Raw genomic sequence first — 21957 nt, 5'->3', positions numbered from 1 at the left:
ACGGAAAGTGGTGGCTGCTGTGGTCTGGCGGCCGTTGTCTACACTGTCTCAGCCGCATCGGCAGGACACATCTCAGGCGGGACACAGTCCAGGGCGGCGATGCAGGTGCAGCGTGCCCAGCTCATGCGCGTGTGTGTCGCGTCCGCCTTGGTCCGGCGCCGTACGCACCCGTGGTTGTCCGTCGCGCGTTCACCTATTCGGGTCCACGGCCCAGATGGCGGCCCTGCGCCCGGACGACTGGCTAACTCTGCCTGCGGAGCAGTGGCACGACGCCATCCAGGAGCTCGGTACCGAGGTCATGCACCGCATCAACTCCGTCACGCCGATCCCGGCGACGGGACTGGTCACGCTCTGCCTGCTGGGCGTCGGGGGCCGAGCCCTGACTGTTGCCGAGATCCAGGCCGCGCTCGACCCGCTGCTCGGCTACGTCCGGCGCCGCAACCTGCCCTGCGCCGTCGAACTGCCCCTGCAGGACACCGACCGCATCGAGCAGGTGCTGGAGGCGCGGATCTCCAGCGGCGTGATCACTCGCTACGCCAAGGGGACCGAAGCGGTGTATCAGGTCGCCGAGAACCAGGTCCTGGTCGCGGCCTTCTACCGGAACAACATCATCCATTTCCTGGTCAACCGGGCGGTGGCGGAACGGGTTCTCCAGGCCGCGGCGGAGGAGCGATACCAGGACCCCGTCGCGGACGGCTGGCAAGAGGCACTGCGGCTGCGGGAACTGTTGCGGCGCTGATGGACCTGGCGGACGTGGAGAACAACACCAGGGACGGCCTGCACATCGCCTCCCTCGCCGGCAGCTGGATCGCCCTGGTCTGCGGCTTCGGCGGCATGCGCTACCGCACCGGCACCCTACGCTTCGACCCCAGGCTGCCCGACAGACTCAGCCGACTGGCCTCCTCGGTGCAGGTGCGGCAGCGATGCCTGCGGGTCGAGATCACGGACACCCATGCCTCGTACACCTTGACGGAAGGAGAACCCCTCCGGATCCACCACTGCGAACAGCCCGTGACCGTGACCCGCGACAGCGTGGAAAACCGCCCCCTCAAGCCGCCCACCGCCCTGCCAGAGCCCTCCCAGCCCCCGGGACGACGCCCTGAGCGCCCCCGCTGACGCCCCTCCGGGAACTTGCGGCGAACGGCGCCGACCACTGAGTGCGCACCACAAGGGGCGTTCCGCGGTCAGTCACCAATGACCCACCCAACTCCAGCAACATCACATCCCTGCGGAACCCAAGGACGCGATCTTCATCCCGCCGAGCGTCGGGCTCAGAAGCACTCGTGCTTGCCGGGCTTGAGCGACAGGTGGGTCTCGGGCAGGTCGAGGGTGAGGGCCGAGCCGGCGACACCGGTGGCGCGCACGTCGGTCAGCGTCGCGGAGCCGCTCTGCGCCGCGAAGCCGTTGGGGTCGAAGAACGGCGAGCGGCGGTCGCCGGGGCTGACGGGACCGGTGGTGAGTGAGCCCGCCGCGATGCCGATGTCGACGTTGCGGAGGGACGCGTGGCCGGCTCTCGCGTTGTTGGTGATGTCCAGGAAGAGGTCCTTCGCCGTGGCGGGAGTTCCGTCCTCGGCCGAGGTGATCCTCAGGGTGTACGGGCCGAGCACCGGGATCGGAACGACCAGGGACTGGCACAGCCCGTTGATCTTGGCCCGCTCGATCCCCGGGACCAGGACCGGAATCAGCTCGCCGCTCCTGGTCGTGTCCACCATGCTGTAGAGGCTCACCCCCTCGCCGGTCAGCGTTCTCGTGGAGATCTTGAACTTCTCGCCCGAGATGAAGAACGAGGCTGCCAGCGCTCCTTGGGCCAGGCTGACGGTGAGGGCTGCGGCGGCCAGCATGCTTGCTGCCAGCACACAGGCGAAACGTTTCCAGCGGGTCCCGCCGAGATCTCTGGCCATGGTCTTTCTCTTTTCCTCGGGTGCCAAGGGGGAAAAGCTCCGGCGGCGGCGGGCCGCCGGTCATGCGCTTCCGCGCGGAAACCTGAACCGGAAATTCCGAGGACCGCTTCGGAGCGACTGTCGGCGGCCGTGTGGCACTGCATGGGAGTGGGAATCACAGAAGGGCGAACGGCCGCGTAGTCGGTTGACAACGGTCCGTCACTGCCGATCATGGGTTAATCAGTCTGGCCACGCAAGTGCTAATGGCGAACCATTTGGTACGCCGCCACCTTGTCACATCACGGACTTACACGATCTTTCGGACACGCTCGCGACGCGACGTGGGCGTATCAGTGCACGCTCGGATGGCCTAGTGAGCCGAGTTCGCGGCGGCCGGCGCCCCCCGTCTCTTGCCCATCTCAAGATGCGCTGTTCCGGCCCGTGACGCCAGGCGCTGTTCCGGTCCCGGTGGTGGCGGTGCGGCGGCGCATCAGCCAGCGGCGTAGTTCGTCGGCGCCCCAGACGATCACGGGGTAGGGCAGGAGCAGCAGCAGGTCGTGGGCGGGGAGGGCGGCGGTGCCGAGGAGGGATTGCAGGGGCGGGGCGTAGACGCAGATCGCGGCGAGGACGAGTTCAGCGGCGATGGCTGCCAGCAGGTAGGGGTTGCTGGTGATGCCGATCGAGCGTAAGTGTCGCCGCGGCCGTTCGTGCCGAGGGCGGCGTTGTTGCAGGCCGCGGCGGCAGCGGCAAGGACGGCGAGGGTGGTGCCCGGCTCACCCGATGGGGCGCCGGAACGCAGGTCGGCTTGGTCGGTGGTGGTCCAAGCCGTCGCGGGCCGCATGTGGTTCTCGGTGAGGGTCCCGGTCTTGTCGGTGCAGATGACGTCGGTGGAGCCGAGGGTCTCCACGGCACTGAGGCGTTTGACCAGGGCGCCGCGACGGGCCAGGGCGCTGACCGCGACGGCCAGCGCGAGCGTGATGACGGGCAGCAGCCCCTCGGGGACGTTGCCAGCAAGCAGGCCGACCGCGAAGACGACGCTGTTCCTGATCGACAGGCCGGCGCCGAACACGGCGATGGGGACGAAGGCGATCGCCATGCCGATGGCGATGAAGGCGATCAGCCACGCCACTCGCCGGACCTGCGCCTCCAGAGGGCTGGGGCGCTCCTTGACCCGTTCGGACAGCGCGGCGATGCGGCCGAGCCGGGTATGCATGCCCGTGGCGAAGACCACGCCGCGGGCCTCGCCGCCCGTGCAGGTGCTGCCGCTGAAGACGAGATCCGGCGCGTCGAGGCGGTGGGCGCGAAGGTCGGTGAGCTCGGCGGAGCGCAGCACCGGGACCGACTCCCCGGTGAGGGTGGACATGTCGACGTCGACGGCACCGGAGAGCAGACGGATGTCGGCCGCGATCCGCACACCCTCTTCGATGACCACCATGTCGCCGGGCACGAGTTGTCGCGCGTCGATGACCACCGGCTCGCCGTCGCGAACCACCGTGACCTGCGGCGGCAGGTAGCGCGCCAGTGCCTCCACGGCGCGCTCGGCCTGGAGCTCCTGTACGAAGGCGAACAGGGCGTTGAGCACGATCACCAGGACCACGGCGATCGCCACGGTGCGGCAGCCCACCGCATACGACAGCGCGGCGGCCATCCACAGCAGCAACGCCAGCGGGTGTGTCACCGGCCGCGCGAGCTCGCCCGGCCACCGGCGTCCGCCTCGCCGCCGCAGTTCGTTCGGTCCGTACTGCAGCAGCCGTCGCGACGCCTCCCGTGCGGACAGGCCCCGCCGGGAGGTGTGCAGGTGATGCAGGAGCAGATCCGGCGGCTCGTCGGGAACGGGCTCCGCCAGGGACTGCAGGTTCGCTTGGGGCCACGAGTTCGGCCGGGACGCCGGGGACGGCCGCGGCCGCCGTCAGCGCGGTACCGAATCCGGCCGCGGCTCCGATCAGCGGCACGGCACCCGCCTCCCCGACCGCGGCGACGGCCAGGCCGCCGACCACCGATCCCAGGCCCATGGCGGAGGTGAGGAAGCCGTAGGTCCGCGCGCCACCCTGCAGGGTGGAGCGGGCCAGCAGTGGGAGTACGACCTGGAACTCGTAGGCCAGGGTGCCGATCGTGGCGCCAGACCGTCGAGCAGCAGAAGACCCCGAGATCGGGTCGGCCGTCGGCCTGGCCCACGCAGACCACCAGGTCGGGGCCGGTCTCCCGGACCGCCGTCGACAGTTCGTCGACCGCCCGGCCGAACACGCAGGAGAGCCGCCGGACGGTCACCTTCAACCCGTCCGGCGGGCCGTGTTGAGCGCCGCGCCGCCGAAGGGTTCGAAGCCGGTGAGCAGGACTCGGGGCATCAGGATCGCCGCCTCTCGTGGTGGTCGGTGTCGCCGGAGGCGTCCTCAGAACGCGAAGACCGAGATGATGGCGATGTTGCAGGCCAACATCGCGCCCGCGGTGGGGATCTGGGCCCTGATCGGCCCGTACTGGTCCTTCAGTTCGAGCAGTGCGGCGGGCACCAGGTTGAAGTTGGCGGCCATCGGCGTGACCAGGGAGCCGCAGAAGCCGGCCAGCATTCCGACGGCGAGGACCACCGCCGGGTCGCCGTGCAGCCGGACGATGAGTACCGGCCAGCCGATGGCGGCGGTCATGACGGGGAACGCCGCGAAGGCATTGCCCATGACGGCGGTCAGCAGCGCCATCCCGACGCAGTAGAGCACCACTGCGAGGTAGCGGTTGTCGTCGGGCAGGACGTGCGCGACAAGCCTGCCGACCTGGGTGCCGACGCCGGCGGCCTGGAAGATCGACCCCAGTACGGCCAGGAGTTGGGGCAGCAGCAGAGCCCAGCCCATCGCCTCCAGCAGACCGCGGCCGGCGTGTACGGCGACGGCCGGATTGCGTTCGCGGGTCACCAGCAGCCCGACTCCCACGGCGGCCAGCGCGCCGAGTCCCAGACCGATGACGGTCTCGCTGCCCGGCTGTAGCAGCGGCCTGCCGCCGAGCTGCCACTGCTTGGCGAGCCTGCCGCAGACGACGGCGACCAGGGGGACGGTGAGCGCGGGCAGGAACAGCCGGTTGCCGATCCCGGCGGCGGATTCCTTGCGCTGCGCGGAAGTCGAGGTCCTCGGCGTGCCGCGTCCGGTCAGGCCGGAGCCCGCCAGAGCGGCCATGGCGAGCACGGCGGCGCCGAGCGGAGCGGCGGGTGCGGTCTTCCGTACCACCCAGGTGCCGTAGATGAAGCTCAGGCCGAGCAGTCCCCAGAACGCCGCGGAGCCGAACCGTTCGGGATTGCTGCGGTCGGCGGCCATCTGCGCCGCCATCGCCAGGAGCATCGCGCCCACCAGCCAGTACAGCCACTCCGCCTGGATCACTTCGCCCCCTGTACCGATCGGCGCCCCGCACCGGCGAGTTGACGGTTCACGGCGATCAACTCGCGTTCGAGGCTGCGGTCCAGGCGCAGCAGCCGGATGCCGTGGATGAGGGCGGCGCACAGCGCGGAGGGGATCGCCCACAGTGCGAGCTGGGCGGGCTCCAGGTGGGTGTGGTAGGTCGCGTTGACGAAACCGGTGATCAGCAGGACCGAGCCGATCGCGAGGAAGCAGTCCTCGCCGAAGAACAGCCCGACCGTGTCGGCGCTGGCGGCGTACGAGCGGACCCGCTCGCGGGCGCGGTCGGTCAGCGTTCCGTGCCGGCGTTCGGCGGCGGCCTCCGCCATCGGCGCCACCACGGGCCGCACCGCCTGCGCCGGGCCGCCGATGCTGGTGAGCCCGAGGGCCGCGGAGAGCTGCCGGAGCACCAGATAGACCGTCAGCAGCCGTCCGGCGCTGAGCCCCCGGAGCCGGCCGATCAGGGTCCGGGCCTGCTCCTGCAGGCCATTGCGCTCCAGCAGGCCGATCACCGGCAGGACGACGACGAACAGGCTGACCGAGCGGCTGGAGGCGAAGCCGGTCCCGAAGGCCGCCAGCACCGCCGTCGGCGAGAGCCCGCCCAGCAGGCCGGTGACGACACCGGCGACGCCGACGATCAGCAGGGGGTTGCGTTTGGTGGCGAAGCCCGCCACCACGATGAGGATGCCTAAGAGAACGAGCACGCCCTTGGCCGCCTTCCGGACCGGAGGTCACCGTTTTGTGGGGAGGACCCTGGGGGAGAGTCGTAGCGAGGCTAGGGGTTGTTGAACAATCCGACAAGAGTGCGGGTGTCCGGTTCTCTCCCCTTCTCTCCCCGACGGGCTGCCGCGACGGATCGCCCCGGCGGGTTGGGCTCGGGGTTTCGAACGGAGACGGAGGGCCGCGTGGCCGGAGGCGAGCAGGGCAGTACCGGGGCTTTCGGCGCACTGGCGGCCGAGCGTGGCCGGCTCGAGCGCACCGGGGTGGCGCAGCGGGTGGCCGAGGTACTGCGCGACCACATCACCGAGGGGCGGCTCGCGCCGGGGACCAAGCTGTCGGAGGAGGCGCTCGGCGAGGCGCTCGCGGTCTCCCGCAACACGCTGCGGGAGGCGTTCCGGCTGCTGGTGGACCAGCGCCTGGTGGTGCACGAGCTCAACCGCGGCGTCTTCGTCCGGATCCTGACCCCCGAGGACGTCGACGACATCTTCACCCTGCGCCTCGCCCTGGAGACGGCCGGTGTCCGTGCGGCCCCGCGCGCGGCACCCGTGCGGCTGGCCCAGGTCCGGATCGCACTGGCCCAGGCCGAGGCGGCCGAGGAACGGGGCGACTGGGTCGCGGTCGGTACCGCCGACCTGCGCTTCCACCAGGCCGTCGCCGGGCTCGCCGGAAGCATGCGGATCGACGACTGCATGTCCCGGCTGCTGGCCGAACTCCGCCTGGCGTTCGGCGCGGTGCCCACGGCGCACGGCCTGCACGAGCCGTTCCTGCGCCGCAACCAGATCCTCGCGGGGCTGCTGGAGTCCGGTGAGAGCGACGACGTCGAGGTGGAACTGACCCGATACCTGGACGACGCGCGGAGGGTGATCGTGACCGCCATGCGGGCGGCCGGGCCCGGAGCCGCCTCCGGGCCCGGCCCCGCGGTGGCTACCAGCGAACGGCGGTGAAGTCGACCGGCCGGGGCTGGAGGCCGCTGGTGCGCGCGGCGAGTCCGGTGAGCCGCAGTGCCATGTCGTGGGCGGGGAGCCGGCGGCGGTCGCCGTGACCGGGGAGCAGCCACTCGAAGCGCAGCCGGTCGGCGGTCCGGGCCAGTGAGGAGGCCAGCTCCCGGATCGAGTACCAGGTGACGCTCTCGGCGACCTCGATGTCCCCGGTGGTGCGGGACCAGTAGAAGCTGTCACCGCTGAAGCAGTACCGCCCGTCCGCGAGGTAGAGCACGCTGCCCCGGGTGTGCCCGGGGAAGGGCTGGGCGGTCACTCCTCCGGCGATCTCCACCGGGTCGGTGCCGCGGAGCACGCGGTCGGCGTCCGGTGCGGCGTCCAGGTCGCCCTCGTGGATCCAGAGCCGGGCGCCGAAACGGTCGGCGTATCGGCGCCCGTGCGCGGCATGGTCGCGATGGGTGAGCAGTACGTCCGTGACTGGGCCCAGCGCTTCGTAACGCGCCGCGAGCGAGGCGCTCCAGCGCGGCGTGTCCACCATCATCGTGGTGCCGCCTGGGCGGCGCAGCAGGTACGAGTTGGCTCCCGCGGTCTGCCTGGAGTTGTGTCCGCACAGCAGCACGCCGTCGTCCAGCGCCAGCGGGAACGGGTCGTCCGCCGCGGCCAGGGGCCGTCGGCCCGGCGGGTGGACCGACCTGGTGGGGCAGGCGTGCGCGGCGGCCTGGAGCAGCCGGACCTCGGACTCGTCCTGCGGCTGGCGCAGGACGACCGAGCGCCCGTCGACCTCGCCGATCAGCCCCGGGGCCAACTGCCGCGCGACGTCGCAGTTCGTGCAGCGGCCGTCCACCTGCCAGCCGTCCTGTGATCGCACCTCACCCATGGTGGCGCTCCCTTCCGCGGTATGTCCGACAACCTGTCGCTCGATTTCAGGAGTACCCCGTGCCGGAGGGAAACCGGAAGGGGGGACGGACCTTGTACTTGGGGCACCACGCTGCTCTGCTGCTGGTTCTCCTGCCACTTGTGGTGGGAACGTCCGGGGCGCGCCGTTCCGGATCGGGCTGGGGGAGCGCCGGGCCGGGCCGGAAGCCGGAGCGGAGGCTCCGTCCGGCGGGTGGTCAAGGCGGCGACGGATGTGCTCGGTTGACGCGGAATCCCTGCTGGCGTATACCGCTTTACGTGATCATTAAGAAGTGGAACTCCGTCACCGGGAGCGCGTAGCCGTGAACCGCGCCCTCGGCGACCTCCGCACGCTGGCCGAGGAGACCGGCCAGAGCCCCGGCCTGACCCTGCTCACCGCCCTGTTCCTGGCCGCGGCCGCCGCCGCTCTGCTGGTGCACCTGTGCGCCGCCGTGGTGCGGCGCGGCAGCCTGCGGGCCACGACTCCCACGAGCACCTGGCGGGAGGCCGCGGTGAGCTGTCTCGCCGCCGCGGCCGCGCTGTACGCCTTCGGGCTGCTGAAGGGCTATCGGCGGGTCGAGGACGAGGCGCGGGTGTGCGGCCTGGCCCGGTACGGCGACCCGGCGGGGTCCGAGGTGCTTCCCAGGGACAGCCTGTTGCCGCTGAGCTCCAGCTGTACCTGGAGTGACGGGTACAGCATCGAGTTCGTCCCCTCGTTCGTGAACCCCGGCCTGGCGCTGTCCCTGGCCGGTGCGGCGGTCGCCGTGGTCCTCGCCGCCATCCGGCACGAACAGTCGCGTCGGAACAAGTGAGCTTCGAACAGGACTACTTGATGTCGCGGGGGCGAGGAACAACAGGAGCAGATCGCGCGCCAAGCCGACGTCGGAGCACATCTCGGCAGTGAGCGGGTTTGACCAACTCTTGGTCCAGGAAAGGCGACTTGCAGGTATGCGGGCACCTGCATGAGGTTGACGCGGGCCGGGCGTGCGGAGGCGCTCCAGTGCCGGACGCAGTGCGAAACAGTCGGAGGCGGCAGCGTCCGATTCGCGGAAGAACCTGACTTGAAACCGCAACGAATTCATAGAACTCGCCGACAGCGAACGTAAGTTGGCCGGAGCGGCGGCATTCAGGGCTACGAAGGGCAGGGCCCCGATCACCGACCGCACAGAGACGTCTCAGCGGTTTCTTCGGTCGCCGCGAGGACGTCCTGGACATACGCTGGTCCTACTGACGGCGGTCATGTGGCCGCCGAGCAGGCCGATTTGTCGCCGATGGCATCCTGGCCATCGCATGAGCCAGGCGTGCGGCCCGCTTCCGTGACGGCCGTGGTCCGCGCCGGCACTTGCTGCTGTTTTCTGTGCGACCAGGGGGGTCGCAATGAGAAATCCCACTCGGGTACACCATCGCGCCGCGAACCTCCTCGTAACGGCGCTGATGACCGGAGGCATGATGCTGGCGACGGTTGCCACCGCTACCGTCTCCCATTCGGCGGGGCTCCCCGCCGCAATCAGCGCCGGTGACCAACAAGCCATCGTCTCCGAGACCAACAGCGTGCGCGCACAGGCCGGCCGGCCAGGTCTGACCTGGGACGGCGGGCTTGCCGCCGAGGCGCAGGCCTGGGCTGACAACCCGGCATCCACGGCGGGCGGCTCGCTGCACCACGGCCCGATCAGCAACAGCGCTGAGAACATCTCGAGCGCTGGACCGAGCCAGGCCACGGGGCAGTGGGCGAGCGAGAAGAGCGCCTACGAAGCCGATCCCAACCGTGACAACCCCAACAGCGCCGGGTACCAGACCTGGGGCCACTACTACAACATGATCAACGCTAGCTACCACAGGATCGGCTGCGGCGCGGCGAGCGGCATCACGGTGTGCCGGTACGCGCCCTGATCCACCCCTGGACGCTGACCGGGTCGTCGCTGTCGACGCCATCACCGTCCATTGTCCGTACTCACCAATACGCCGCCGGGACCCGCCAGAAGGGGCCCGGCGGTCTCCCGCACGCCACTGCAGTGCGCACCGAGTGGCGACCAGTTGTGGCGAGCCGGCCGCGGAGAGACCGAAGGCCACCTCGTGGTCCGGACAGAGCGGGGTGGGGATGGTGGTGCCGACCATCACCGCCCAGAAGGCGACGGCCACGCTCGCGGTCGACGCGCCCCGGTGGTGACGGGCCCGGCGGAGGCGGGAGGCGGTGCGGTCGGAGGTCATCGGGACTCCTGCGGGCAGGACGGTGCGCTGACGGGGATCACCGGGCAGTGAACCACCGCCCGGTGGCCGGAACCGGCTCGCCATGCCAGCGGGTTGCGCCCGCACTCACGCCACGGGGCCGCCGCCGGGCCCGGGCAGGACGGTCCCGGTCGAACGCAACGCGCAGGAGGTCGGCTGCGCGCCACGACGCTCTTTTGATGCTTCGATAGGTGCGCCCCGACCCGTCGGTGGGATGCAGCTGATCACCCGTCAGCAGAGAGGCACTGGGATGACCGAACAGCTGGACGCCCGGCCGGGCGGCGGCGCGGATGCGCCGGTGCGGCCGGCGGTACGGACCGGAGCCGTGGTCCTGGGCTGGCTGCGCACCACCGACCACAAGACCATCGGGAACATGTACCTGCTGACCTCGTTCGGGTTCTTCCTCTTCGGGGGCGTGCTGGCGATGCTGATGCGCGCCGAACTCCTGCAGCCGGGAATGCAGTTGCTCAGCCGGGACCGGTACAACCAGCTGTTCACCATCCACGGCACGGTGATGCTGCTGCTGTTCGCGACACCGACCTTCACGGGATTCGCCAACGCCGTGATGCCGCTGCAGATCGGGGCGCCGGACGTCGCCTTCCCCCGGCTGAACGCCTTCACCTACTGGGTCTTCCTGTTCGGCGGGCTGATCGTGGTGAGCGGATTCCTCACCAGCAACGGCGCGGCCTCGTTCGGCTGGTTCGCCTATGCCCCGCTGAACGGTCCGGTCCGCAGCCCGGGCGCCGGCGGGGACCTCTGGGCCATGGGCCTGGTGGTGGCCGGTCTGAGCACCATCCTCGGCTCGGTCAACTTCATCTCCACCATCGTGTGCCTGCGGGCGCCGGGGATGACCCTGTTCCGGATGCCGATCTTCACCTGGAACGTGCTGTTCACCTCGATCCTGGCGCTGCTGGCGTTCCCGGTGCTGACCGCCGCCCTGCTCGGCCTGGAGGCGGACCGCAAGTTCGGGGCGCACGTCTTCGACCCCGCCAACGGCGGCGCGATCCTCTGGCAGCACCTGTTCTGGTTCTTCGGACACCCCGAGGTGTACATCGTGGCGCTGCCGTTCTTCGGGATCGTCTCGGAGATCATCCCGGTGTTCTCCCGCAAGCCGATCTTCGGCTACTACGGGCTGATCGCCGCCACCATCACCATCACCGGCCTCTCCGCGGTGGTCTGGGCGCACCACATGTTCGTCACCGGGCAGGTGCTGCTGCCGTTCTTCTCGGCAACCTCGCTGCTGATCGCGGTACCGACCGGGGTGAAGTTCTTCAACTGGGTCGGCACGATGCGCTACGGCTCGCTCTCCTTCGAGGCACCGATGCTGTTCTCGGTCGGCTTCCTGGTGACCTTCCTGCTGGGCGGTCTCACCGGAGTGCTGATCGCCTCCCCGCCGATCGACTTCCACGTGTCCGACAGCTACTTCATCGTGGCCCACCTGCACTACGTGCTGTTCGGCACGGTGGTCTTCGCGACCTTCGCCGGCTTCTACTTCTGGTGGCCGAAGATGACCGGCCGGATGCTGGACGAGCGGTACGGGAAGCTGCACTTCTGGCTGCTGTTCCCGTCCTTCCAGGTCACCTTCCTGGTCCAGCACTGGCTCGGCGCGCAGGGCATGCCGCGCCGGTACGCGGACTACCTGCCCACCGAGGGCTTCACCACCCTCAACGCGATCTCCTCCATCGGTTCGTTCGCGCTGGGGCTGTCCACCCTGCCGTTCCTGTACAACGTCTGGCACACCATGAGACACGCGGGACGGGTCGCGGTCGACGACCCCTGGGGCTTCGGCCGCTCGCTGGAGTGGGCGACCTCCTGCCCGCCGCCGCGGCACAACTTCCACGCCCTGCCCAGGATCCGCTCGGAGGCTCCGGCCTTCGACCTCAACCACCCCGAGTACTCGCGCGAGGTGATGGAGGCGCTGGAGGCCCAAGGGGAGAGCGAACGCCGATGAGAGTCGAGGGGTATCTGTTCGCCGGGGTCGCCGCGTTCTTCGGTGTCACCGGCGCGATGTACGGCTGGCTGGCGGCCGAGCCGGCCGGGACGGTCGCACTGACCGTGTCCTTCCTGATGTCCGGCCTGGTGGCGCTGTTCTGCTGGACCCAGCACACCAAGCGCGGCGACCGCCTCCAGGACCGTACCGACATCCCGATCGCCGATGGGGCGGGGCCGCTCGACTTCTTCGCGCCGCACAGCCTCTTCCCGGTGCTCTGTGCCCTGGGGGCGGCACTCTTCGGGCTCGGCGTGGTGTTCGGCCTGTGGCTGGTGCTGATCGGGTTCGGCGTGCTGATCCCCGCGGCGGTGGGCTTCGTCTTCCAGTACGGTCAGCGCCGGCCGTGAGGGCTCACGGCCGCTCGGAGGGCACCGTGTCCTCCCGGGGCTCGGGGAAGTCGACCCGGTCCCGGTAGTACCAGGAGCTGAGCGCCGCCCTGAGCCGGGCGAGCCGAGAGGCTCCGGCTGCGGGGCGGGGCAGCGGACGCGGGACGGTACGGGCCGCCAGGGTGAACCGTCGCCGGTCGGCGAGCGAGTGTGAGCCCTCGTGGAATCCGCCCTCGACCGACGCGCGGACGAACCCGCTCTCCTCACCCTCCGCCAGCCGCTCGCGGTCCACCTGTTGCAGCCCCAGGCACACCCGCTTGGTCACCCAGAAGGCCACGACCGGGACCACGAACACCAGCGCCCGCAGCACGCGGTCCAGACCCTCCACCGAGACGGCGAAGGTACGGGCGATGACGTCCTGCGCACCCGCCAGCAGCAGGATCACGTAGAACGAGAATCCGGCCACGCCGATACCGGTGCGGGTGGGCTGGTTGCGCGGACGGTCGCACAGGTGTTGCGGGCCCAGGTCGCCGGTGACCCAGCGCTCCAGGAAGGGGTAGGCGTACAGCGCCACGAAGAAGCCCAGCGGGAAGAGCACGGCCGGGATCAGCGGGTTCCAGGGGATGCTGTGGCCCCACAGGCGGGTCTCCGCGCCCGGCATCAGCCGCAGCGCGCCCTCGATGAACCCCATGTACCAGTCGGGCTGGGCGTCGGTCGAGGCCTGGTCGGGACGGTAGGGGCCGTACCGCCAGACCGGGTTGATCTGGCCGATCGCCGAGACCAGCGCCAGGACGCCGAAGACCATCGCCAACAGGCCGTTGGTCTTCACCAGGAACAGCGGGTAGAGCGGTTTGCCGACCACGTTGCGGTTGCTGTGGCCCGGCCCGGCCCACTGGGTGTGCCCGAGGGCGAACACCAACAACAGGTGCAGCGTGATCAGGCCCGCCAGCGCTCCCGGCAGCAGCAGGATGTGCGTGGTGTACAGGCGCGGGATGAGGCTCTGACCGGGGAAGTCGCCGCCGAACAGCAGATAGCTCAGCCAGGTGCCGACCAGCGGGACGGACAGGATGAACCCCTGCGCGGTGCGCAGGCCGGTGCCGGACAGCAGGTCGTCGGGCAGCGAGTAGCCGGCGAAGCCCTCCAGCAGGGAGAGCTGGAAGAGCGTCAGCCCGACCAGCCAGTTGACCTCCCTCGGGCGGCGGAACGCACCCGTGAAGAAGATCCGCAGCAGGTGGACACCGATCGCCGAGGTGAAGACCAGCGCGGCCCAGTGGTGGATCTGACGGATCAGCAGCCCGCCGCGCACCTCGAAGCTGATCGCCAGCGTGGAGGAGTACGCCTCGCTGACCAGCACCCCGCGCAGCGGCGCGTACGGACCGTTGTACACGGTCTCGGCCATCGACGGCTGGAAGTACGCCGTCAGGAAGACCCCGGTGAGCAGGAGCACCACGAAGCTGTACAGCGCCAGCTCGCCCAGCAGGAAGGACCAGTGGTCCGGGAAGATCTTCCTCAACAGGCCCCTGAGTCCGTCGAACAGCGGGGCCCGGCCGTCGAGTGCCACGGCCGAGCGCCGGACGGCCTCGCGGGTACGTCCGCCGATCCCGGACCTGTTCCACCACCGCGCCATCACGACTCCCGTCCACGAGCGACCGTCCCGCACAGCCATACCGTGAAGCCCCGGCCGTTCCCGGACGGACGCGCTCCGCAGCGCGGCCTTCACCCGATTGCCCGGAGCTCCCGCGGACCGGCGGCCGGTCGGACGGGTGCTCGCACCGGGGTTCAGTCCCGGCGGCCTCCCGGCGCCCCGCGCGGGACGTGCTGCAGTCGGTCGCCGCCCGCGAGCAAGGCGTCGGCGAGCGAACGCACGGGTCCTAGGGCGGTCCTGCGTCCGGAGGTGAGCACGAACTCGGTTCCGCCGAGGTCCGGCAGCTCCGGCTGTGGCGGCAGCTCACGCAGACCGGGTGGGATCAGGCCCCTGGCGTGGGCCATCACGCCGAGACCGGCCAGTGCCGCCGCCCGTACCCCGGACAGGCTGGTGCTGGTGCATGCGATCCGCCATGGCCGTCCGTCCCGGTCGAGGGCCTCCAGGGCACGGGCCCGGGTGATGCTCGGCGGCGGATAGACGATCAGCGGTACGGGCTGCCCCGGCTCGGGTGCGAAGTCCTCGGCCCCGATCCAGACCAGGCGGTCCCGCCACAGCAGCCGCCCGTCGGAGCTTTCGGAGGGACGTTTGGCGAGCACCAAGTCGAGCCTACCGTCGGCCAGTTGCTCGTAGAGGAAACTGCTGAGGCCGACCGTGAGCTCCAGGTCCACCCCTGGGTTGCCCCGCCGGAAGGTGCGCAGGACCTGAGGCAGCTCGGTGTACACGAAGTCCTCGGACGCCCCGAACCGAACCCGGCCCCGGGCCGGGCTGCGGGCGAAGTACGCGTAGGCCTGCTCGTTGGCGTCCAGGATCGACCGGGCGAAGCCCACCATGGCCTCGCCCTCGGCGGTGAGCTCGACGGAGTGGGTGTCGCGCCGGAACAGCCGCCGGCCGGTACCCTCCTCCAGCCGCCGGATGTGCTGGCTGACCGTCGACTGGCGCAGCCCCAGCCGCTGGGCGGCGCGGGTGAACCCGCCGGTCTGCGCGACCGCCAGGAAGGACCTCAGCTGGATCGGATCGAACACCTGATGAGCGTAACCCTGGTCATCATATTGTGTGATGGCAGTGAGCGCTGTGAGCGGGATTCACAATCACCCGGCCCGGGACCAGGCTGGGCACCATGCCCTTCCCCAAAGTGCCACGCCGCCTGCCCTTCGACCCCTACCTGGCCGCCCTGCTCGGCACCGTCGCCCTGGCCGCGCTGCTCCCCGCCCGGGCAGCGGTCGCCACGGCCGTGTCGGACGCCGCCGACGGGGCGGTCGCCCTGCTCTTCTTCCTCTACGGCGCGCGGCTGTCCACCCGGGAAGCCCTCGACGGCCTGAAGCAGTGGCGCCTGCACGGCACCGTGCTCGCCGTCACCTACGTCCTCTTCCCGCTGCTCGGACTGGCCTGCCGGGGGCTCGTTCCCGGCCTGCTCTCCCCGGAGCTCTACCAGGGACTGCTCTTCCTCACCCTGCTCCCGTCCACCGTCCAGTCCTCGATAGCCTTCACCTCCATCGCGCGCGGCAACGCCGCCGCCGCCGTCTGCAGCGCGACCTTCTCCAGCCTCGTCGGCATCGTGCTCACACCCCTGCTCGCCGCCGCGCTGCTGAGCAGCCAGGGCCAGATCGCCGCCCACTCGGTGCTCGGCATCGTCGAGCAGCTGCTACTGCCCTTCCTGGCCGGGCAGTTGCTGCGTCGCTGGATCGCCGCCTGGATGGGCCGCCACCGCCGGGTGCTCGGCCTGGTGGACCGCGGCTCGATCCTGCTGGTGGTCTACAGCGCTTTCAGCGCGGGCATGGTCGGCGGCATCTGGAGCCAACTGCCGCTGCCCAGGCTGGCCGTGCTGCTGGTGGTGGAGGCGGTGCTGCTGGCACTGGTGCTGTGCTGCACCGCGCTGCTCGGCCGCAGGCTCGGATTCGGGCGCGGAGACCGGATCGCCCTGGTCTTCTGCGGCTCCAAGAAGAGCCTGGCCGCCGGGCTGCCGATGGCCTCGGTGCTCTTCCCCGGCTCGGCGGCCCTGATGGCACTGCCGCTGATGCTCTTCCACCAGATCCAGCTGATGGTGTGCGCGGTCCTCGCCCGCCGCTGGGGCGCCGAGGAGCTGCCGGCCCCCGACCCGACCCCGGTCGCGGTCGGCGGTCGGGGCACGAAGACCTGACCGGGCAGCGCACCCTCGACGGAACGGACGTAGGCCTGCGCGACGTCGGCGAGCGGGACCGGCGCCATCCCCGGGAAGAAGTCCCCGCAGTCGGCGAGGCTCTGGGTGAAGACGGTGGGCTCACCGCGTCGACCCGCTGCGGCGCGAAAACGCTCGATGTTCGTCCGTGCGGTGGCGCAGAGCTCCTGGGAGAACTCCACCCCGATGACCTTCTTGAACGGGTACTCGGTGGCGACCAAGAGTGCTCGTCCTTCGCCTGAACCGAAGTCAATGAATGAGACCTCGGTCTGTTCGACGCCAGCAGCCTCGATCGCCTGACGAATTGTGCGCACCGGGGTAGGGGAGTAGCGCGAGTTGTTCACCAAGGTGGTGTCGTCGGCCTCCTGGATCTCCCAGGGCCCCGCCGGGCTGGTCTCCACGCCGACCGAGGCGTCGAGGCCCTCCAGGCCGTCGATGCTGGCCAGGTCGGCGTCAAAACGCTGTTTCAGTTCCAGTGAGTCGAGGGCGCGGCGTTGGGCATTGTTCTGGGGCACGGCAGCTGTTCAGACCAGCACCCGCACACACCGACCTTCTGAGAATGGAACCGCGCTTCCTCATGAACCCCCAGATTCCCTCCTTCGCCGTCATCCCCGGCTCGCAGGTGCACCAGGTGCTCAGTGGGCAGGAGGACCAGGTCATCCAGCTCATCGAGGAGGCCTACCGGGTGCACGGCGAGGGTGACACGGTGAACCCGCCCTCCTACTTCCTGCGCTTCCCCGACCGGCCGACCGCGCGGATCATCGCCCTGCCGGCCTCCATCGGTGGCCGCACCCAGGTCGACGGGATCAAGTGGATCTCCAGCTTCCCGGAGAACGTCAACGCCGGGATCCCGCGCGCCTCGGCGGTGGTCGTGCTCAACGACCGGGAGACCGGCTACCCGATCGCCTGCATGGAGAGCTCGATCATCAGCGCCGCGCGCACCGCCGCCTCCGCCGCGCTGGCCGCCGACGTGCTGACCCGCGAGCGCGGCCGCCCGCGCCGCATCGGCTTCTTCGGCGTCGGCTTCATCGCCCGCTACATCCACACCTACCTGCTCGGCGCGGGCTGGTCGTTCGACGAGGTGGGGGTGCACGACCTCAGCGTGGAGCACGCGAACGGCTTCCGCTCCTACCTGGAGCGCTCCGGCGCCACGGGCCGGATCACCGTGCACGAGAGCGCCGAGGAGCTGATCCGCGGCAGCGACCTGGTGGTGTTCGCGACGATCGCCGGCACCCCGCACGTCAGCGAGGTCGACTGGTTCTCGCACAACCCGGTGGTGCTGCACGTCTCGCTGCGCGACCTGGCACCGGAGATCATCCTGAACTCGGCCAACGTGGTCGACGACATCGAGCACTGCCTGAAGGCGGACACCTCCCCGCACCTGGCGGAACAGGCCGTTGGGCACCGGGACTTCATCGACGGCACGCTCTACGACGTGGTGGCGGGCCGGCTGCGCCCGCCGGCCGACCGGCCCGTGGTGTTCTCGCCCTTCGGGCTCGGCGTGCTCGACCTCGCGGTGAGCAAGCACGTCTACGAGACGGTGCGCGAGCGCGGCGAACTGACGGTCATCGACGACTTCTTCCACGAGGTCAGCCGGTTCGGGGACGACAAGGCGAGTGGCGAGCATGCGTGATTCGGGTGGGCACCTTGCCGATAGTCACCGCTCGACAGGACTTCAACGTCGAAGACCTGTACGTGGACCGGGCGGGCGGAGCACGGGAAGGCTCGGTCCGCCCGGTCGGCCTGACAGGGCGGACGGCAGGAAACCGTGGTCTGCACGCGACCCGCCAAGCGGTAGCCGCCGTGGGTCACTGCTGGGGCGGTTCGTCCGGTGGACGGTTCACGCCCAGCTGCTCCTTCAGCTTGTCCTGGGTCGAGTGGACCTGGCTGCTGTACCTGCCGTGGGTCTTCTCGTCGAAGAAGTCCCCTGCCTTGTCGATGCCTCTCGTGGCCTGCTCCTCGTGGCCCTTCAACATCTGCCTGAGCTTGTCCATCATCACAGACATGGGCGTCCTCCTCGCCGAGACTCCCCCTCTCCAGCGTCGCCGCTCGGCCCGAAGTCCGCACGCCGATCGGTCCGGCACCGGTGCCCGTCACGGATCCGGCCATCCGGTACGGTCGGGGCCGGCCCCCGGCCTCTGCCCGCCCGAACCCGGATCGTCCTCGGGCGACGCGTGACGCCGGAGCTCCTGATTTTCCGTCAGAATCGTCAGCAGATCAGGCGGGGAAGAGGGAGCCGCATGAACGACCAACTGCAGCAGGCCCGCTGGACGCACGTCGCACTGCCGGTCGGTGATCTCGACCGGGCGATCGACTTCTACACCTCGCTGACGCCGCTCGTGGTGGTGTCCCGGTTCGCGGACGACGCGGGCCGCAGCGCCTGGCTGTCCAATCCCGGCCAGTACGAGACACCCTTCGTGCTGGTGCTGGTGGCCTTCGACCGGGACAGCGGCAAGCAGCTCGGCCTGCTCACCCCCTTCGCCCACCTGGGCATCGAGGTGCCCAGCCGTGCCGAGGTGGACCTGATCGCCGAGCGGGCCAGGGAACTCGGCTGCCTGCACTGGGAGCCGCAGGACGTGTCCGAGTGGGTGGGGTACGTCTGCGCGCTGCGGGACCCGGACGGGAACGTGATCGAGATCTCGCACAACCAGAAGGTGTTCGAGACGGTGCGCAGGCTGTGGGCGCCGCCGGCCGAGGCACGGTCCGGACAGCGCCCAGGCGCTGGCAGACTGACGGAATGATCATCAGAGACGCCCAGGAGCGGGACTTCACCGGCTTCCTCGACCTGGCGGCCCAGGTCGAGCACTGGTTCGGCCCGATGGTGGGGGAGAGCGGCTTCCACCGCGCCGTACGCAAGCACACCGGCCGGGCGACGGCCCTGGTCGCCGTCCCCGCCGACGGCGGGGACGGTGCACCCAGCAGGCCCGGTCTGCTCGGCGGGCTGCTGTTCGGCGGGCAGGCCCCCGTCCACCACGTCCACTGGCTGGTGGTCGCGGAGCATGCGCGCAGGCAGGGCGTCGGACGCGCGCTGATGGCGGAGGCGCTGCGCCGGATCGGGTCCCCGGTGGGCAGCGTGGACGTGGTCACCTTCGGGGCGGATCATCCTGGGGTCGTGACCAGCGGGGCACGGGTCTTCTACGAGCGGCTCGGGTTCGCCCCCGCCGAGGCCGCCGAACCGGGCCCGGAAGGCGGTTCGCGGCAGGTCTACCGGCTGGCCGCCGGCCGTCCCGGAGCGTGACGCCGGGTCCCTGCGAACCGGGGACATCGCCCGGTCCCGGCACGTTGCATGGAGACGGAGCGCGACGATCACGAAAGGGGCCGGGCCGGTGGAACGGATCGATCTGGAGCGGGTGCGTCGGGACACGGTGGGCTGCGCACGAGTCGTCCATCTGAACAACGCCGGGGCCGCTCTGCAGCCGCGTCCGGTGGTGGACGCGGTACTGCGGCACCTGCGGCTGGAGGAGGAGATCGGGGGTTACGAGGCCGCCGGTGCCGAGGCCGACCGGATCGAGCACACCTACGACGCGCTGGCCCGGCTGGTGGGCGCCGGCCGGGAGGACATCGCGGTGGTGGAGAATGCCACCCGCGCCTGGGACATGGCCTTCTACTCGCTCCCGTGGGCACCGGGCGACCGGATCCTGACCGCCCGCGCCGAGTACGCCAGCAACGTCATCGCCTTCCTCCAGACCGCCCGTCGGCACGGAGTCCAGGTCGAGGTCGTACCGGACGACGACAGCGGCCAGACGGATGTCCAGGCGCTGCGGGAGATGATCGACGAACGGGTGAGACTCGTCGCGGTCACCCATGTGCCCACCCAGGGTGGCCTGGTCAATCCCGCCGCCGAGATCGGCAGGGTCGCCCGGGAGGCCGGGGCGATCTATCTGCTGGACGCCTGCCAGTCCGTCGGCCAGTTCCCGGTGGACGTGACCGAGGTCGGCTGCGACCTGCTCAGCGCGACCGGCCGCAAGTTCCTGCGCGGACCGCGCGGCACCGGCTTCCTCTACTGCTCACCGCGCGTCCGGACCCGGCTGGAGCCGCCCTTCCTGGACCTGCACGCCGCGACCTGGACCTCGCCCGACACCTACCGGATCCGCGACGACGCCCGCCGGTTCGAGAGCTGGGAGACCTTCTACGCCGGGAAGATCGGTCTGGGGGTCGCCGCCGACTACGCCCTGGAGCTCGGCCTGGACGCGATCGAGGAGCGCATCACCCGGCTCGCCGACGTACTGCGCCGGCGCCTGCGCGCCCTGCCCGGGGTGAGCGTCCACGACCGGGGAGCGCGCCAGTGCGGCATCGTGACCTTCACCGTCGAGGGCCGGGACAGCCACCGGATCGCCCAGGACCTCCGGGAGCAGGGGATCAACGTCTCGGTCTCGATCACGGACTCCGCCCGCTGGGACTTCGAGGCCCGGAACCTGACCTCAGTGGTTCGCGCGTCGGTCCACTACTACAACACCGAGGACGAGCTCGACCGGCTCTGCGGGGCACTGCCGGGGCCGCACGCTGCCCAGAGCGCCCGGACGTGATCACGCGCCCCTGAGCGTGCGCGGTTCCGCGACGTCCCCGGTGATCTCGCCGGACCGCGCGCTCGGGCCCGCCCCGATCGGCCCCCAGGTCACCCGTGCCCGCTCAGGTCCGCCTGAGGGCGATCAGCGCCGCGTCGTCCCGCAGTCGCCCGCCGACGTGGTCGGTCAGGTCGTGCCGGATGTGCCGGAGCAGGTCGGACGGGTCGGCCGTGGACCAGGCGGTGACCCGGTCGGTGAGGGGGTAGAAGGCGCGGGAGCGGTCCCGCGCCTCGGTGATGCCGTCGGTGTACAGCAGAATGGTGTCGCCGGATTCGAAGGCGAACGTCTCCACGGGGTACCGGATGTCCCGCAGCCCGCACATCCCCAGCGGGGGCGCCGGTTCCCGGGGGTGGAGGATGTCGACCAAGCCGCCGTGCATCAGCAGTGGCGGCGGATGGCCGCAGACCGTCGTCCTGACCACCGGGGAGGCGTCGGGGATGTCGAGCAGCAGCGCGGTCACGAACCGCTCGGTATGCTCCCCGTGCTTCTCGTCGGTCAGCGCGGCCTCCGCCAGATGGCGGCAGAAGCTCTCCTCCAGGGCGGAGGCGAGCGCCGGCAGGTCCCGGTAGTGGTGGGCCAGTTCGCGGAAGGCGCCGAGCAGGTGGGCGGAGTCGCCGACGGCGGCCAGGCCCTTGCCCCGGACGTCCCCGATGATCAGCCGGGTGCCGTGGCCGACCCTGGTGGCGGCGTAGAGGTCGCCGCCGACATGGGCTTCGTCCTCGGCCGCCAGGTACGCCGCCGCGACCCGGAGCGGGCCGAGTCGCGGCGGCAGCGGTCTAAGCAGCACCTCCTGGACGGCCTCGGACACCGACCGGACATGCGTCAGCTCCCGTCCGTGCCGCTCGCGCACCCGGCAGTAGAAGACGATCACGGCCGAGACCACCAGCAGCGCCGCGACCTGGGCCTCGTGGTTGGTGGTGCCCAGGCCGCCGTGGAAGATCCCGATCACCACCTGTGCCACCACGGCGGTGAACCCGATCAGGGCGGTGAGCCGGGCGCCGGCGAAGGAGGCCGTGATCGCCGGCGCGACCACGAGCAGCGGCCCGAGGTGGACGTAGGGAGGCGAGGCGATGTCGATCGAGGAGATCGCCACGATGAAAGCGAGCGGGATCAGCATGAGCAGCCCGGTCGGGCTCGGCCGGCGGGGCTGCGCGCGAGGCTGCCGTACTCTCACGTCTCCACCCTGCACCTTGCCCGGCCGTCCCACCTTCCGACCAACACGTATCCGATCAAATGTTCGATAC

Annotated in this window: 21 protein-coding genes and 1 pseudogene; 12 read left to right on the top strand and 10 right to left on the bottom strand. The window is 70.5% G+C overall.

The window, feature by feature from the left end; all coding sequences use genetic code 11:
- Positions 1 to 214: 214 nt before the first annotated feature.
- Positions 215 to 739: a hypothetical protein gene (locus ACZ5ON_RS20080; RefSeq protein ID WP_465594061.1), complete on the top strand. Its 525-nt coding sequence runs from the start codon at positions 215 to 217 to the stop codon at positions 737 to 739.
- Positions 739 to 1116 carry a glycosyl hydrolase family 65 domain-containing protein gene (locus tag ACZ5ON_RS20075; RefSeq protein WP_465594058.1) on the top strand — a complete coding sequence of 126 codons (378 nt, stop codon included), beginning with the start codon at positions 739 to 741 and terminating at the stop codon, positions 1114 to 1116. Before ACZ5ON_RS20080 ends, ACZ5ON_RS20075 begins: the two co-directional genes overlap by 1 nt.
- A 155-nt stretch (positions 1117 to 1271) precedes the next feature.
- Here ACZ5ON_RS20075 and ACZ5ON_RS20070 read toward each other — a convergent pair whose 3' ends face one another.
- From ACZ5ON_RS20070 to ACZ5ON_RS20050, 5 genes and pseudogenes are all read right to left on the bottom strand, one after another.
- A complete protein-coding gene (locus ACZ5ON_RS20070) occupies positions 1272 to 1901 on the bottom strand; it encodes a DUF6230 family protein (protein WP_465594055.1) in 630 nt (209 codons plus the stop codon).
- A gap of 398 nt (positions 1902 to 2299) precedes the next feature.
- Positions 2300 to 2524, bottom strand: coding sequence for a cation transporting ATPase C-terminal domain-containing protein (locus ACZ5ON_RS20065; RefSeq protein WP_465594387.1), 225 nt, complete (start codon positions 2522 to 2524; stop codon positions 2300 to 2302).
- 179 nt (positions 2525 to 2703) lie between these two features.
- Positions 2704 to 3693: pseudogene (locus ACZ5ON_RS20060) on the bottom strand (HAD-IC family P-type ATPase); the annotation flags it as partial.
- Positions 3694 to 4270: 577 nt separating this feature from the next.
- Entirely contained in the window at positions 4271 to 5239 is a 969-nt protein-coding gene (locus ACZ5ON_RS20055; RefSeq protein ID WP_465594052.1) for a DUF979 domain-containing protein, read from the bottom strand.
- The gene (locus ACZ5ON_RS20050; RefSeq protein WP_465594049.1) at positions 5236 to 5958 is read right to left on the bottom strand and encodes a DUF969 domain-containing protein; all 723 of its coding nucleotides are present in this window, start codon (positions 5956 to 5958) and stop codon (positions 5236 to 5238) included. The genes ACZ5ON_RS20055 and ACZ5ON_RS20050 overlap by 4 nt, the downstream gene beginning before the upstream one ends.
- A 201-nt stretch (positions 5959 to 6159) precedes the next feature.
- On the opposite strand from ACZ5ON_RS20050, the gene ACZ5ON_RS20045 reads away from it, so the two are divergent.
- On the top strand, positions 6160 to 6918 hold the full coding sequence (locus ACZ5ON_RS20045; RefSeq protein WP_465594046.1) for a GntR family transcriptional regulator: 759 nt from the start codon (positions 6160 to 6162) through the stop codon (positions 6916 to 6918).
- Here the strand turns inward: ACZ5ON_RS20045 and ACZ5ON_RS20040 are convergent.
- Positions 6899 to 7789, bottom strand: a complete 891-nt coding sequence (locus ACZ5ON_RS20040; RefSeq protein WP_465594043.1) for an MBL fold metallo-hydrolase — start codon at positions 7787 to 7789, stop codon at positions 6899 to 6901. The two genes, ACZ5ON_RS20045 and ACZ5ON_RS20040, sit on opposite strands and share 20 nt — an antisense overlap.
- 310 nt (positions 7790 to 8099) lie before the next feature.
- Here ACZ5ON_RS20040 and ACZ5ON_RS20035 point away from each other — a divergent pair, with 310 nt between their 5' ends.
- The 4 genes from ACZ5ON_RS20035 to ctaF all read left to right on the top strand — a co-directional run bounded on the left by ACZ5ON_RS20035 (position 8100) and on the right by ctaF (position 12369).
- Entirely contained in the window at positions 8100 to 8618 is a 519-nt protein-coding gene (locus ACZ5ON_RS20035) for a hypothetical protein (protein WP_465594040.1), read from the top strand.
- 565 nt (positions 8619 to 9183) lie between these two features.
- Positions 9184 to 9696: a CAP domain-containing protein gene (locus tag ACZ5ON_RS20030; RefSeq protein WP_465594037.1), complete on the top strand. Its 513-nt coding sequence runs from the start codon at positions 9184 to 9186 to the stop codon at positions 9694 to 9696.
- Between the two features lie 586 nt (positions 9697 to 10282).
- The gene (gene ctaD / locus ACZ5ON_RS20025; RefSeq protein ID WP_465594034.1) at positions 10283 to 11983 is read left to right on the top strand and encodes an aa3-type cytochrome oxidase subunit I; all 1701 of its coding nucleotides are present in this window, start codon (positions 10283 to 10285) and stop codon (positions 11981 to 11983) included.
- A complete protein-coding gene (gene ctaF, locus ACZ5ON_RS20020) occupies positions 11980 to 12369 on the top strand; it encodes an aa3-type cytochrome oxidase subunit IV (protein WP_465594031.1) in 390 nt (129 codons plus the stop codon). Before ctaD ends, ctaF begins: the two co-directional genes overlap by 4 nt.
- Before the next feature lie 4 nt (positions 12370 to 12373).
- Here ctaF and qcrB read toward each other — a convergent pair whose 3' ends face one another.
- Complete coding sequence (gene qcrB, locus ACZ5ON_RS20015) at positions 12374 to 13975, bottom strand: cytochrome bc1 complex cytochrome b subunit (RefSeq protein ID WP_465594028.1); 1602 nt, start codon at positions 13973 to 13975, stop codon at positions 12374 to 12376.
- 152 nt (positions 13976 to 14127) lie between these two features.
- On the bottom strand, positions 14128 to 15015 hold the full coding sequence (locus ACZ5ON_RS20010) for a LysR substrate-binding domain-containing protein (RefSeq protein ID WP_465594025.1): 888 nt from the start codon (positions 15013 to 15015) through the stop codon (positions 14128 to 14130).
- 95 nt (positions 15016 to 15110) lie between these two features.
- On the opposite strand from ACZ5ON_RS20010, the gene ACZ5ON_RS20005 reads away from it, so the two are divergent.
- Both ACZ5ON_RS20005 and sbnB read left to right on the top strand, forming a co-directional pair.
- Positions 15111 to 16130 (top strand): bile acid:sodium symporter family protein, encoded by a 1020-nt coding sequence (locus ACZ5ON_RS20005; RefSeq protein ID WP_465594022.1) that lies wholly within the window; start codon positions 15111 to 15113, stop codon positions 16128 to 16130.
- 595 nt (positions 16131 to 16725) lie between these two features.
- Positions 16726 to 17781: a 2,3-diaminopropionate biosynthesis protein SbnB gene (gene sbnB, locus ACZ5ON_RS20000; protein WP_465594020.1), complete on the top strand. Its 1056-nt coding sequence runs from the start codon at positions 16726 to 16728 to the stop codon at positions 17779 to 17781.
- 175 nt (positions 17782 to 17956) lie between these two features.
- On the opposite strand, the gene ACZ5ON_RS19995 is transcribed toward sbnB, so the two are convergent.
- Positions 17957 to 18154: an antitoxin gene (locus ACZ5ON_RS19995; RefSeq protein ID WP_465594018.1), complete on the bottom strand. Its 198-nt coding sequence runs from the start codon at positions 18152 to 18154 to the stop codon at positions 17957 to 17959.
- 234 nt (positions 18155 to 18388) lie between these two features.
- On the opposite strand from ACZ5ON_RS19995, the gene ACZ5ON_RS19990 reads away from it, so the two are divergent.
- From ACZ5ON_RS19990 to ACZ5ON_RS19980, 3 genes are all read left to right on the top strand, one after another.
- Entirely contained in the window at positions 18389 to 18889 is a 501-nt protein-coding gene (locus ACZ5ON_RS19990; RefSeq protein ID WP_465594016.1) for a VOC family protein, read from the top strand.
- Complete coding sequence (locus ACZ5ON_RS19985; RefSeq protein WP_465594014.1) at positions 18886 to 19386, top strand: GNAT family N-acetyltransferase; 501 nt, start codon at positions 18886 to 18888, stop codon at positions 19384 to 19386. The genes ACZ5ON_RS19990 and ACZ5ON_RS19985 overlap by 4 nt, the downstream gene beginning before the upstream one ends.
- Positions 19387 to 19474: 88 nt before the next feature.
- Positions 19475 to 20674 carry an aminotransferase class V-fold PLP-dependent enzyme gene (locus ACZ5ON_RS19980; RefSeq protein WP_465594011.1) on the top strand — a complete coding sequence of 400 codons (1200 nt, stop codon included), beginning with the start codon at positions 19475 to 19477 and terminating at the stop codon, positions 20672 to 20674.
- Positions 20675 to 20777: 103 nt separating this feature from the next.
- Here the strand turns inward: ACZ5ON_RS19980 and ACZ5ON_RS19975 are convergent, their stop codons facing one another.
- The gene (locus ACZ5ON_RS19975; protein ID WP_465594008.1) at positions 20778 to 21830 is read right to left on the bottom strand and encodes a PP2C family protein-serine/threonine phosphatase; all 1053 of its coding nucleotides are present in this window, start codon (positions 21828 to 21830) and stop codon (positions 20778 to 20780) included.
- Between the last annotated feature and the right edge of the window lie 127 nt (positions 21831 to 21957).

The sequence above is a fragment of the Kitasatospora sp. NPDC032150 genome (assembly GCF_055579945.1).
Note: the sequence above shows the minus strand (reverse complement) of the source record. Positions and strands in the feature narration are given on the sequence as shown.

What these genes read in the sequence shown, in the direction of transcription:
- ACZ5ON_RS20070 (WP_465594055.1), bottom strand. Translation starts at nt 1,901, where the DNA reads ATGGCCAGAGATCTCGGCGGGACCCGCTGGAAACGTTTCGCCTGTGTG.
- sbnB (WP_465594020.1), top strand. Translation starts at nt 16,726, where the DNA reads ATGAACCCCCAGATTCCCTCCTTCGCCGTCATCCCCGGCTCGCAGGTG.
- ACZ5ON_RS20040 (WP_465594043.1), bottom strand. Translation starts at nt 7,789, where the DNA reads ATGGGTGAGGTGCGATCACAGGACGGCTGGCAGGTGGACGGCCGCTGC.
- ACZ5ON_RS19985 (WP_465594014.1), top strand. Translation starts at nt 18,886, where the DNA reads ATGATCATCAGAGACGCCCAGGAGCGGGACTTCACCGGCTTCCTCGAC.
- qcrB (WP_465594028.1), bottom strand. Translation starts at nt 13,975, where the DNA reads ATGGCGCGGTGGTGGAACAGGTCCGGGATCGGCGGACGTACCCGCGAG.
- ctaF (WP_465594031.1), top strand. Translation starts at nt 11,980, where the DNA reads ATGAGAGTCGAGGGGTATCTGTTCGCCGGGGTCGCCGCGTTCTTCGGT.
- ctaD (WP_465594034.1), top strand. Translation starts at nt 10,283, where the DNA reads ATGACCGAACAGCTGGACGCCCGGCCGGGCGGCGGCGCGGATGCGCCG.
- ACZ5ON_RS19990 (WP_465594016.1), top strand. Translation starts at nt 18,389, where the DNA reads ATGAACGACCAACTGCAGCAGGCCCGCTGGACGCACGTCGCACTGCCG.
- ACZ5ON_RS19995 (WP_465594018.1), bottom strand. Translation starts at nt 18,154, where the DNA reads ATGTCTGTGATGATGGACAAGCTCAGGCAGATGTTGAAGGGCCACGAG.
- ACZ5ON_RS19975 (WP_465594008.1), bottom strand. Translation starts at nt 21,830, where the DNA reads ATGCTGATCCCGCTCGCTTTCATCGTGGCGATCTCCTCGATCGACATC.
- ACZ5ON_RS20080 (WP_465594061.1), top strand. Translation starts at nt 215, where the DNA reads ATGGCGGCCCTGCGCCCGGACGACTGGCTAACTCTGCCTGCGGAGCAG.
- ACZ5ON_RS20005 (WP_465594022.1), top strand. Translation starts at nt 15,111, where the DNA reads ATGCCCTTCCCCAAAGTGCCACGCCGCCTGCCCTTCGACCCCTACCTG.
- ACZ5ON_RS20030 (WP_465594037.1), top strand. Translation starts at nt 9,184, where the DNA reads ATGAGAAATCCCACTCGGGTACACCATCGCGCCGCGAACCTCCTCGTA.
- ACZ5ON_RS20075 (WP_465594058.1), top strand. Translation starts at nt 739, where the DNA reads ATGGACCTGGCGGACGTGGAGAACAACACCAGGGACGGCCTGCACATC.